The 9,755-nt window shown below is 67.5% G+C and carries 12 protein-coding genes (1 of these 12 cut by a window edge); 7 read left to right on the forward strand and 5 right to left on the reverse strand.

Translation table 11 applies throughout. The features are described 5' to 3' along the window. Nucleotides 1-15 precede the first annotated feature (15 nt). Both B9A95_RS13520 and B9A95_RS13525 read left to right on the forward strand, forming a co-directional pair. Complete coding sequence (locus B9A95_RS13520) at nt 16-675, forward strand: MBL fold metallo-hydrolase (protein WP_084047805.1); 660 nt, start codon at nt 16-18, stop codon at nt 673-675. A 127-nt stretch (nt 676-802) separates the two neighbouring features. Next, entirely contained in the window at nt 803-1,474 is a 672-nt protein-coding gene (locus B9A95_RS13525) for a DUF2270 domain-containing protein (protein WP_084047806.1), read from the forward strand. Nucleotides 1,475-1,494: 20 nt separating this feature from the next. Here the strand turns inward: B9A95_RS13525 and B9A95_RS13530 are convergent, their stop codons facing one another. Genes B9A95_RS13530 through B9A95_RS13540 form a run of 3 tightly spaced genes read right to left on the reverse strand, consistent with a single transcriptional unit; the run spans nt 1,495 to nt 3,608 of the window. Then, nucleotides 1,495-2,310, reverse strand: a complete 816-nt coding sequence (locus tag B9A95_RS13530; RefSeq protein WP_084047807.1) for a CDP-alcohol phosphatidyltransferase family protein — start codon at nt 2,308-2,310, stop codon at nt 1,495-1,497. 9 nt (nt 2,311-2,319) lie between these two features. After that, nucleotides 2,320-2,721 carry a hypothetical protein gene (locus tag B9A95_RS13535; RefSeq protein WP_245808305.1) on the reverse strand — a complete coding sequence of 134 codons (402 nt, stop codon included), beginning with the start codon at nt 2,719-2,721 and terminating at the stop codon, nt 2,320-2,322. After that, a complete protein-coding gene (locus B9A95_RS13540; protein ID WP_084047808.1) occupies nt 2,718-3,608 on the reverse strand; it encodes a hypothetical protein in 891 nt (296 codons plus the stop codon). Before B9A95_RS13540 ends, B9A95_RS13535 begins: the two co-directional genes overlap by 4 nt. A gap of 72 nt (nt 3,609-3,680) precedes the next feature. On the opposite strand from B9A95_RS13540, the gene B9A95_RS13545 reads away from it, so the two are divergent. Together B9A95_RS13545 and B9A95_RS13550 are read left to right on the forward strand one after the other, a co-directional pair. Beyond that, nucleotides 3,681-4,451, forward strand: coding sequence for an APH(3') family aminoglycoside O-phosphotransferase (locus B9A95_RS13545; protein ID WP_084047809.1), 771 nt, complete (start codon nt 3,681-3,683; stop codon nt 4,449-4,451). A gap of 75 nt (nt 4,452-4,526) precedes the next feature. Further along, nucleotides 4,527-6,749 carry an MMPL family transporter gene (locus B9A95_RS13550; protein WP_084047810.1) on the forward strand — a complete coding sequence of 741 codons (2,223 nt, stop codon included), beginning with the start codon at nt 4,527-4,529 and terminating at the stop codon, nt 6,747-6,749. 22 nt (nt 6,750-6,771) lie between these two features. Here B9A95_RS13550 and thrB read toward each other — a convergent pair whose 3' ends face one another. Further along, the gene (gene thrB, locus B9A95_RS13555; RefSeq protein WP_084047811.1) at nt 6,772-7,713 is read right to left on the reverse strand and encodes a homoserine kinase; all 942 of its coding nucleotides are present in this window, start codon (nt 7,711-7,713) and stop codon (nt 6,772-6,774) included. A gap of 304 nt (nt 7,714-8,017) precedes the next feature. Here thrB and B9A95_RS13560 point away from each other — a divergent pair, with 304 nt between their 5' ends. Together B9A95_RS13560 and rpmB are read left to right on the forward strand one after the other, a co-directional pair. Continuing rightward, nucleotides 8,018-8,284, forward strand: a complete 267-nt coding sequence (locus tag B9A95_RS13560; RefSeq protein WP_084047812.1) for a GlsB/YeaQ/YmgE family stress response membrane protein — start codon at nt 8,018-8,020, stop codon at nt 8,282-8,284. Between the two features lie 201 nt (nt 8,285-8,485). After that, on the forward strand, nt 8,486-8,701 hold the full coding sequence (gene rpmB / locus B9A95_RS13565; protein WP_084047813.1) for a 50S ribosomal protein L28: 216 nt from the start codon (nt 8,486-8,488) through the stop codon (nt 8,699-8,701). A gap of 65 nt (nt 8,702-8,766) precedes the next feature. Here the strand turns inward: rpmB and lspA are convergent, their stop codons facing one another. Then, nucleotides 8,767-9,306 (reverse strand): signal peptidase II, encoded by a 540-nt coding sequence (lspA, locus tag B9A95_RS13570; protein ID WP_281255899.1) that lies wholly within the window; start codon nt 9,304-9,306, stop codon nt 8,767-8,769. Between the two features lie 95 nt (nt 9,307-9,401). Here lspA and B9A95_RS13575 point away from each other — a divergent pair, with 95 nt between their 5' ends. Continuing rightward, nucleotides 9,402-9,755: the 5' portion of an S-ribosylhomocysteine lyase gene (locus tag B9A95_RS13575; protein WP_084047814.1), read on the forward strand. Its footprint extends 114 nt past the window's final position; 354 of the gene's 468 nt are visible here — the first part of the coding sequence; it begins with the start codon at nt 9,402-9,404; the stop codon falls past the right edge of the window.

Raw genomic sequence — 9,755 nt, forward strand, 5'->3', positions numbered from 1 at the left:
CGTTACACTCCATCCATGACCCAGCCTCTCAACGTCCAGCCCAGGCAACACGGCGCAGCGCAGGTGTGGACCCTGCCCACCGGACCCCTACAGGAAAACGCAGTACTCGTGGCGGGGCAAAGCGGCGGAGGCTTCCTCATTGATCCCGGCGACGAGCCCGGGCGGGTGCTGGCGCTCGTGCGGGGAGCGGGTGTGACGGTGCGGGGCATTCTGCTGACCCACGCGCACTTTGACCATATCGGAGCGGTGCAGCCGGTGCGGGAGGCGCTCGGAGTCTCCGTGTTCCTCCACCCGGGGGATCTGCCCCTCTACCGCCTTGGCGAGGTCACGGCGTCCCGCTGGAACCTGCCCTTCATGCAGCCCGCTGATCCCGAATCCAGCATCGAACAGGGCCAGACCTTCAGCGCTGGAGGCGTGACCCTTACGGCCCGCGAACTGCCCGGCCACGCCCCCGGTCACGTCGTCTTCGTGGGTGACGGCTTTGTCGTGGCGGGAGACACCCTCTTTCAGGGCAGTATCGGGCGGACCGACCTGCCGGGGGGCGACCACGGGCAGCTGATCGCCGGAATCGGGCGAGAACTGCTGAGCTTGCCCGACGACACCGCTGTGTACCCGGGCCACGGTCCGGCCACCACCATCGGGGCCGAGCGGCGCACCAACCCCTTTCTACGGTGAGGAGGCGCATCTGGCTTCAGGTCGCCCTACACTTTGTCGCTCCTGGTTCCCTCGCTGTGCCCGTTGCGGCGTACCTTGAGGCCATGACGAGCGCTCCGCAGCATGTTCGCTTCCGGCGGGCAGCCTGATGCCGGGAATGGGAGGAGGCCCTGGAGCCGTGGCCCCAGGCCTCAGAGACGTGAGCTACAGCACAAACGCAGCCAACGCGCTAATTCACCTCTACCGCGCGGAGGTGGGCAAGATGACGGCCTACCGCCAGCGCCTCGACATGACCACCAACTGGTCCGTGGTCACCACTGCCGGCCTTGCCAGCTTCGCCCTCGGAGATCCCAACAACAGCCACGCCACCTTCCTATTCGCCATGTTCATGAACTATTTTTTTCTACGACTCGAAGCCCGGCGTTTCCGCACCTACGAGATTGCCCGGCACCGCGTACGTATCATGGAACGCTTCTTCTACCCGGCCATGCTGGGAGACCGGGTGGACCCCGGCTGGCACCACCTGCTGCTGGCGGAACTGAGTAAGCCGCGCAGCCCCATGAGCCGTGCCGACGCGCTGGGATGGCGGCTGAACCGCAATTACCTGTGGATCTATACGGCGGTGTTATTGGCGTGGTTCGCCAAGCTGGACCTTGCCCAGCCCAAGGGGTGGGTGCTGGAGTTCCCAGAGGCCCTGTCGCTGGCCGACATCGGCAACTTTCCGGGGTGGCTGGTCTTTGCGGGCGTCTTCGTGTTCTACGCCTTCCTCATTGTGCTTGCCATCCGCGCGGCGCGGATGTATCCGCTGGAAGAGGGGTAGGAGTCCGGTGGCGGATGGACTCACCCGGGCCCGTCTTTTCCCTCTGCCACTGCCGGGAGGGCCAGCACCTTCCGCACCTGCCCTTCCCGCCACACCTGCACGCTTGCCAGCAGGAACGCCTGTCCGGGCAGGCTCCAGAGGTAGACCTTCGGGCGGTGCAACGCCAAGCACACGCCCAGGGCGAGGAGCTGCGTGCTGAGGCCCAGGTTCACCGCCACGCGGTTGATAGCGCGCGGCGTATAGGCGAGGCGCTGTTCGGGGCTGGGTGGGCCGCCCGTCACGGCGATTAGCCGCCGCTCGAACAGGGCGTCCAGTACCCGCTCCTGCGGCGTGAAGTAAGCGGCGTACGCGAGTTTCAGGGCCGCCAGCACGCGGGCGTCGTCCTCATGGGAAGCGGGTGGCGAGCGAAACACCTCGTCCCGAGCGGCGCGGTGGTCGCGCTCCCACAGGTAGTCGACGGTCAGCACGAGGCTCAGCAGCGCGGTAAGCGGCAGGCCCCAGCGTCCAGCCAGACCCACCAGTACCGCGGCGTTGACCAGGACGTCTCCCTCCGAGTCGAGGTAACGTCCCGTCTCGGTGGTCTGGGCGGTGGCGCGGGCCAGCTGACCGTCAAGGTTGTCAAGCAGCGTCTTGACCTGCAGCAGCACGGCGGGCGTGACGTGGTGTCCCCGGCGCAGCAACGCGCCGGCGAACACACCCAGCGCCGTGTGCGTCACGACGATGTGGAGGGGATTGACCCGGCAGCGGGCCAGGGGCGGCACCAGCCGCTCGGCCAGGGGCCGGAAGAGACGTTCGGCAGCCCATTCACGGGCGGGGCGGGCCTTGCCGTGCGTCAAGGGCGGCCTCTAGCGGCGTCCACCACGCGGGGGGGACTTGCGGACACCCGCGTAACGGTTGCGCTCACGGCGGCGCTCGGCGCGGGCCTGAGACTGGGCCTGCTGGGACTGGGTCTGTTGACCGCGGGCAACGGGTGAACCCATCCGCGATGGGGTGAAGGTGTCCACCGTCATAAAGCGGAAGAGGGGCACGTACAGCGCCAGCACGAACAGCATGGTGCCCCACCAGGTATTCAGGTATGGCCCCAGCCCCAGCAGGTGCAGCAGTCCCGAGGCCAGCATCGCCACCACCATGAACGCCAGCAGCCGAACGAGCATCCGCGTGAGCTTGCGGCGGCTGAAGCCCGGCTCGGGGTCCGGCGTCATCAACGAGCGCCACCACCCAGGAACGTTGAGGGCGGGGCGGGTCAAGCGTCCGCCTCCGGCCCGGCCGGCCGGGCTGCTGCGTCCACCGTGATACGGTCCCGAAAAGCTTCGAGTTCGGACCACTCCCTCTGTCCTGCGTCCACGTCAATCAGGAGCGTGGGCTTGTGCGTTTTGCCTGCCAGGCGTTCCAGGGCGGCGTGGTGCGCCGCGTCTCCCGCCGGGGCCGTCAGGATGACGCCGCGCACCGCGCTCTTGCCGTCCAGCAGTTTCAGCGCGCCGAACAGCTCCTTTTCACCCAGGGGAGCCGTCTCCGCCCGTTCGGCGCGTTCGCCCCGCTCGGCCACCTGCGCGGCGGGCAGGTCCGACGCGTAGACGCCGTACAGCCCCAGCTCCTCCAGTGCGGAACGCAGGCCACCACTCAGGTCCGTATCGGCCAGCAGGGCCCGGGGACCAATGACGGCCACCGTTACCCTTGAGCCCTTCTTGAGGGGGGGCATGTCCTCGCGCTTCTCGTTTGCCAGCGGCTTGACGCGCTCCAACGCGAGGCGCACCCGGCCCGGGTTGCCCGTCAGGCGCTGCCCGAGTTCCGTCGCTGCGGCCACCATCTCGCGGCCACCGTCCGGCAGGGCCACGAGGGGCGGCAAGCTGCTGATGCGCCGCGGCAGCAGCTCTACCAGGGCTTCGCCCCAGGCGTCGCTATAGACGGGTGCGGTCTGGGGCAGCAGCACCGCGTCCACCCGCCCGAGTTCGAGCACCCGGCCCAGCGCGAGCTGCACCTGAACGGGCGCGTCGGGTAGGCTCTGCCGTCCCAGCGCCAATGCCTCGGCGGCAGGCAGGGCGGGCGTCGCCACCTCCACGCCCAGTTCTTTGAGGAGGGCCGCCCAGTACCGTCCGTACCGTGCGCCCAGGGAGTCCAGCAGGCCAACCTTCATCCCTGGCAGTCTACAGGTGCGGAGCCCCGTCAGGCGGGCGAGGCGTCCCTCCCTCCGGTTATCCTGCCCTCCATGACCCTGACCCTGCCCGAGTCCCTGCGCCGCGTGCTCCCCGCTGCCCGTTGGGAACCCGTGACGGGGGGCAAGAGCGGCGCGGGGGTGTGGCGCGCCCAGCGCTACGTGGTGAAGGTGCAGGAGCGGGGCGGCGTGTCTGCCTCCACCCTGTTGCAGGAACGCGAGCGGTTGCGCTGGCTGGCGGGCCGGGTGCCCGTGCCGCAGGTGGTGGGCCACGAGGTCACGGCCACCCACGAGTACCTCGCCATGACGCGCCTGCCCGGCGTGCCCATGGATCACCCCGACGCCCTGCTGCACCCCGAGCGGATCACGGACCTGCTCGCCCGCGCTCTGCGCGAACTGCACGCCGTGCCCGTCCGGGAGTGTCCCTTCAACGTGACCCTCCCCGTGGCCCTGCGCCTCGCCCGCGAAAAGGTTCAGGCGGGTGCTGTGGACGAAAGCGACTTCGACGATGAGCGGCGGGGCTGGACAGCGGCAGAGGTCTGGAATGAACTCGTCCGAACGCGCCCTGAGCGCGAGGACGTGGTGGTCACGCACGGCGACGCCTGGCTGCCCAACTTCATCCTGAACGGCGAATACGTGGAAGGGCTGGTGGACGTGGGCCGCGCCGGACTGGCCGATAGGCACGCGGACCTCGCCCTCACCCATCACAGCCTGACCCACAGCCTGGGGGCCCAGTGGGCGGAGCGCTTTCTGGATCTGTATGGACGAACGCTGGTGGACGAGGGGAAGCTGGCGTATTACCGGCTGCTGGATGAGTTGTTCTGAGGCGGCCAGTTCCGGTGTGCGCCTACGAAACGGGGCCCTCCATCGCCGCTTCTGCTGCATGCTCTACTTCTCTCCGTGCGTGCCCTCTCCCTGCTGGTTACCCGTCGGCCCTGGCTGGTCCTGCTGCTGTGGGGCCTGCTCGCGCTGCTCAGCGCCTACCCCGCGTCCCTGGCTCCCCGGAGCCTGAGTGCCAATCCCGGCGAACTGAAAGATTCGGAAAGTGCCCGCGTCACCGCCCTGCTGCGGGAGAAGTTCAGGGAGACCGACACGAACACGGTTCTCCTCGTCACCCGGCTGGACCCGCCGCTGGGTACGGCAGAGGCCCGCGCCGACTACAACCGCTTTGTCTCGGGCCTGGAGGCTGTGCCCGGCGTTTCGCGGGTGTTGCGGGCGGGCAGTCAGGGCGCTGTCCCAACGGTCAGCGTGGACGGCCGCTTCGCCCTGACCGCCGCGCAGATTCCCCTCAAGGAGGGAGCCACCGAGACGCTGGAGCGGGTACGGGCCTATGCGCAGCAGGCCCAGGGACCAGGCCTGAAGGTCCGCGTGACCGGCGGCCAGGCCATCGCCGACGATTTCACCGCCTTTGCCGAGGGCGATACCAAGCGTAGCGAGTTCTCGGCGTTGCCCCTTACGGCGCTGGTGCTGCTGGGCGTGTTCGGGGCCCTCGTCGCCACCGGGCTGCCGCTCCTGATCGGCGTGCTGAGCATCACCGTGGCGATGGCCGGGCTGTACGGCCTGAGCCACCTTACCGAGGTGAGCACCTTCGCGCAGAGCGTGATCACCATGCTGGGCCTGGGCGCGGGCATCGACTACGCCCTCCTGATGGTCAACCGCTTTCGAGAGGAACTCGTCCGTGACGGAGACGCCCGGGCCGCCGCGGGGCGCACGGTCCTTACTGCCGGGCGCAGCGTGCTGTTCAGCGGCCTGACGGTGGCGATTGCCATGGCCGCGCTAATCCTGCCGCCCCTGGCTTTTGTGCGCTCAATGGGGCTTGGCGGCGTCCTCGTGGTGCTGCTCACCGTGGTGGCGAGCGTCACTGCCCTGCCGGCCCTCCTCGCGCTGCTGGGCGAGCGGGTCAACGGTCCCAGGTTGCTGCGCCTGACGTGGAGCCAGAACGCGGGCGCTTCGGCCGCCTGGACCGCCTTCGCCCGCCGGGTCACCGCTCGGCCCTGGCTGGCGGTGATCCTCAGCACCGCCTTCCTGCTGCTGCTCGCCCTGCCCGCCCGCGATATGAAAACCGGCTACGCAGGGGCCTGGGGACTGACCACTGGAGTGGAAAGCCGCGACGCCCTCGCCGACGTGCGTGATCTGGGTGCGGGTGGGCTGCTGAGCCAGTTCGAGGTCATCCTCGATCTGGGGGGCAGGCGCTACGGTCCGGCCGAGCGGGTCCGCTTTCAGAAGGTGGTGGCGGACCTCCGCGCCATGTCCGGCGTCCGCACCGTCGTCAGCCCCTTTCTGACTCCGGCGGACCTGGGCGGTACGTCGGGAAGTGGAGGAACGGACGCTCTGGCCGCCCTCGGCCTGCTGACCCAGCGCTCGTTCAGCGTCGACCGTTCGCTGCTGCGCGTGACGGTGGTGCCGGACCGCTACCTGCGGGCAGATCAGATTGATCCGTTTGAGACGAGGCTACGCCGGGCTCTGGGTGGCTCCGGCTTCCGGTTCCTGCTGGGCGGTGCCCCCGTGGGCGAGCGTGAGTTCAGCCGCGCGATCACAGGCGCGCTTCCCACCGCCGTCCTGACTGTTTTCGGGGGCACGTTCCTGCTGCTGCTGCTGGCCTTTCGCAGCCTGCTGGTGCCCCTCAAGAGCATCGTGATGAACGCGCTGACAGTGGGGGCCGCCTACGGGGTGGTCACGCTGGTGGTGCAAAAGGGCTTTCTCGCCGGACCGCTGGGCATTCCGGGCGACGTGGGAGTCCTGGATTCCAGTTTGCCGCTGCTGCTGTTCGCGGTGCTGTTCGGCCTGAGCATGGACTACGAGATCTTCCTGCTTTCCCGCGTGCAGGAAGAGGTGCTGCGCGGCCACCCGAACGACGAGGCTGTGGTGCTGGCGGTGGGCCGTACCGCGCGCATCATCACCTCCGCGGCCGTCATCATGTTCATCGTCTTCTGCGCCTTTGTCGTGGGCCGCGTGGTGGCGAACAAGAGCATTGGCCTGGGCCTCGCCGTCGCGGTGGCCCTGGATGCCACGCTCGTGCGCCTGGTGCTGGTGCCCGCCTTCCTCAAGCTTGCCGGGCGCTGGAACTGGTGGCTGCCGGGGTGGCTGGACCGCCTGCTGCCCCAGCTGCGGGTGGAGCACTGAGGGAAGGGGCAGCAGGCCAGCGCTAAAGCGCGTTTTGCTCTTGGCACTCTTCCTTCTGCTCTCGCGTGACTTGCGTTCCCGCCCCATCAATCGGCAAATCCAGCACCCTCCCACTTAGCCCGTTCTTGCCCATTACGCTGTGCAGGTAGGCGTGCAGCCGGGCCGTGTCCTCCCGCGTGTCGTGGAAGCACAGCACCGTTGGACCCGCCCCGCTGAGGGCCGCGCCAAGTGCGCCGTGCAGGTGGGCTTCTTCGAGAATATCGCTGAGGCCAGGCACCAGGGGTGCGCGCCAGATTTGATGGATGTAGTCCTGCATGGCGTGCTGTAACAGGTCCAACCGCCCCTGCGACAAGGCCGCCGCCAGCAGCGCAGCGTGCGAGAGGGCGTGTACGGCGTCGGCGCGGCTGTACTGCTTGGGCAGCACGGCGCGGGCCTTACTCGTACTCAGCTCGAAGTCGGGAATCAGGACCGTTACGCCCAGGTGAGCGGGCGGGTCCAGCCGCACATAGTGCGTGCCCAGCCGGTCCAGGGTCGCCACCACGATGCCGCCGAACAGCGCCGGGGCCACGTTGTCGGGATGGCCTTCTTCCCGCGCGGCCACGTCCAGCATCGACTCGTCATCCAGGGGACGCCCAAGCAGCTCGTTGCCCGCAACGATCCCTGCCACCAGGGCCGCCGCGCTGCTGCCCAGGCCCCGGGCGAGGGGCACTTCCGTCTCGATCTCAACGCGGGCGGGGGGAAGGGTCTGCCCTGCCCGCGTTGCCGTCAGTTTCATTGCCCGGTAGACGTAGTTGCTCGTGTCGGCCGGCGTACCCTCCAGTTCGGGCCCCAAGGGCACCACCTGGGTTTGCGCCTGGGGGGTCACGCGCAAAGTGGTGTATAGCGGCACGCTCAGGCCCAAGCTGTCGAAGCCGGGTCCCAGGTTGGCGCTCGACGCCGGAGCGCGAATGGTGAGGGTGGTCATGGGTTCCTCCCAGGCCGCCGCGGGGGAGGCCTGTCGGCTCCATGCTAGCCGCCCTTTCTCCTGGCTGCCATCGGGAAGCAAGACAGGCTCCGGATTCACGCAAAACTTGGCGCTGCCCTCAAAAAAGTGGCCGTGTCAGCGCAGCCCAATCAGAAATTTTAAGGTGGGTTGACGCGAAGCCAATGTCCCCTTGGGGTGCCATTGAGAAGGTGTGACATTGCACACTAAGTGCTCTTCCTGGGTTCCATTGTGACGTCACAACGGGTTTATTCGTTGACTCTCACGTTCTCAGGAGGTAAGGATCATGGGTTGGATCATCACGCTTCTCGTTGGTGCACTGTGCGGTTGGCTCGCTTCGCTCGTCATGAAGACGGACGCGCAACAGGGCGCGGTGGCGAACATCCTGATTGGCATTGTGGGCAGCCTGCTCGCGCAGTTCCTGTTCGGTAACCTGCTGCACCTCGGCGGCGACGTGGCTGGCAGCGGGTTCAGCTTCTGGAGCATCATCTGGGGCGTCGTCGGCAGCGTCGTGCTGATCGCGGTTCTCAAGGCCCTGCGCGTTTTGCGCTGAGCGCGTTGCCAAACGTTCAACTTCTTCGGGAACCGGACGCTTTCGCAGGTCCGGTTTCCCCTTTTGTCCTGGTTTCCTCCACGCCCGCCATGTGCTACAGTCGGAAGGCTTGTCTGACCCGGACCGGCGCGGCGCGGACCCAAAGGCAGTTCCGCCCCCGGCAGAGCAGTGGGCCAGGCTCAAGAAGAAGGAGTGACGAACATGTCGAAAGTGTGCGAAGTGTGCGGTAAGGGACCGATTGTCGTGAACTCGGTCATTCGCCGTGGTAAGGCCCGTGCAGCGGGTGGCGTGGGCCGTAAGGTCACCGGCATCACCAAGCGGTCCCAGAAGCCCAACCTCCAGCCCCTCACCGTGGTGCGCGGCGGCGTGGCCGTGCGGATGCGCGTCTGCACCAAGTGCCGTAAGAACATCATCTAAGGACAGGCCGCCAAATCAGAAGCGCCCCTTCCCTGTGGAGTGGGGCGCTTTCGCTGTTTGTGGGGTCAGCCCTTCTTGCGTCCTTCCTGCAGGAAACTGAAGACCACCAGCAGCAGCGTGCCCATCACCACACAAGAGTCGGCGACGTTGAAGATGGGAAAGTGCCCGGCGTGCAGGGCGTTCGTCACGCTGCTGAGCAGCGGCGAGTAGATCATGTCCGTGACCTTCCCGGAGCGCAGCCCGTCGATGGTGTTGCCGATGGCCCCCGCTGCGATCATGCTCAGTAAGACGCTCAGCAACCGGGGCTGGGGCCGCACGACGAGAGAGATCAGGATACCCAGTCCCACCGCCAGCCGCGCCAGGGCCAGGGGCAGCGCAGAACCTGAGAACATGCTCCAGGCCGCGCCCGTGTTGAAGGTAAGCCGCCACTCCACCAGTCCCGGAAGAAAAGGAACGTTGGGTGCACCTTCCTGGAGGTGGCTCAAGGCCCAGGCCTTGAGCGCTTGATCGGCCAGGATCAGCAGGGCGGCCAGCAGCAGCGGCACCCACACGGGAAAGGTGCGCTTGTGGGGAAGGAGGGTGGACACGAGGGGCAGTATAGGCAGTCGCCGCACGCACAGCCGGTCTTTCTGTGCCCAGTTGCGCGTGGGGCTAGAGCGGCCTCACAGTGTTTGTCGTCCCGCAGCGGAGAATAGAAGGCATGGCGAACGTGGAATCTTTCGATCTCGACCACACCAAGGTGCAGGCCCCCTATATCCGGCTGGCGGGCGTCAAGACCACCCCGCGCGGCGATCAGATCAGCAAGTACGATCTGCGCCTGCTACAACCGAACCAGGCGGCCATTGACCCGGCCGCCTTGCATACCCTGGAGCATCTGCTCGCCGGGTACCTGCGTGACCACCTGCAAGACGTGGTCGACGTTTCCCCCATGGGATGCCGCACAGGGATGTATATGGCCGTCATCGGCGCACCTGACGAACAGGGCGTGTTGCGGGCCTTTGAGTCCGCCCTGCAGGAAGTGGAAGCCCACGACCGTCCCATTCCCGGCGTCAGT

The sequence above is a fragment of the Deinococcus hopiensis KR-140 genome, assembly GCF_900176165.1.
Classification (GTDB): Bacteria; Deinococcota; Deinococci; order Deinococcales; family Deinococcaceae; genus Deinococcus; species Deinococcus hopiensis.

What these genes read in the sequence shown, in the direction of transcription:
- B9A95_RS13520 (WP_084047805.1), top strand. Translation starts at nt 16, where the DNA reads ATGACCCAGCCTCTCAACGTCCAGCCCAGGCAACACGGCGCAGCGCAG.
- B9A95_RS13525 (WP_084047806.1), top strand. Translation starts at nt 803, where the DNA reads ATGCCGGGAATGGGAGGAGGCCCTGGAGCCGTGGCCCCAGGCCTCAGA.
- B9A95_RS13540 (WP_084047808.1), bottom strand. Translation starts at nt 3,608, where the DNA reads ATGAAGGTTGGCCTGCTGGACTCCCTGGGCGCACGGTACGGACGGTAC.
- B9A95_RS13545 (WP_084047809.1), top strand. Translation starts at nt 3,681, where the DNA reads ATGACCCTGACCCTGCCCGAGTCCCTGCGCCGCGTGCTCCCCGCTGCC.
- thrB (WP_084047811.1), bottom strand. Translation starts at nt 7,713, where the DNA reads ATGACCACCCTCACCATTCGCGCTCCGGCGTCGAGCGCCAACCTGGGA.
- B9A95_RS13560 (WP_084047812.1), top strand. Translation starts at nt 8,018, where the DNA reads ATGGGTTGGATCATCACGCTTCTCGTTGGTGCACTGTGCGGTTGGCTC.
- rpmB (WP_084047813.1), top strand. Translation starts at nt 8,486, where the DNA reads ATGTCGAAAGTGTGCGAAGTGTGCGGTAAGGGACCGATTGTCGTGAAC.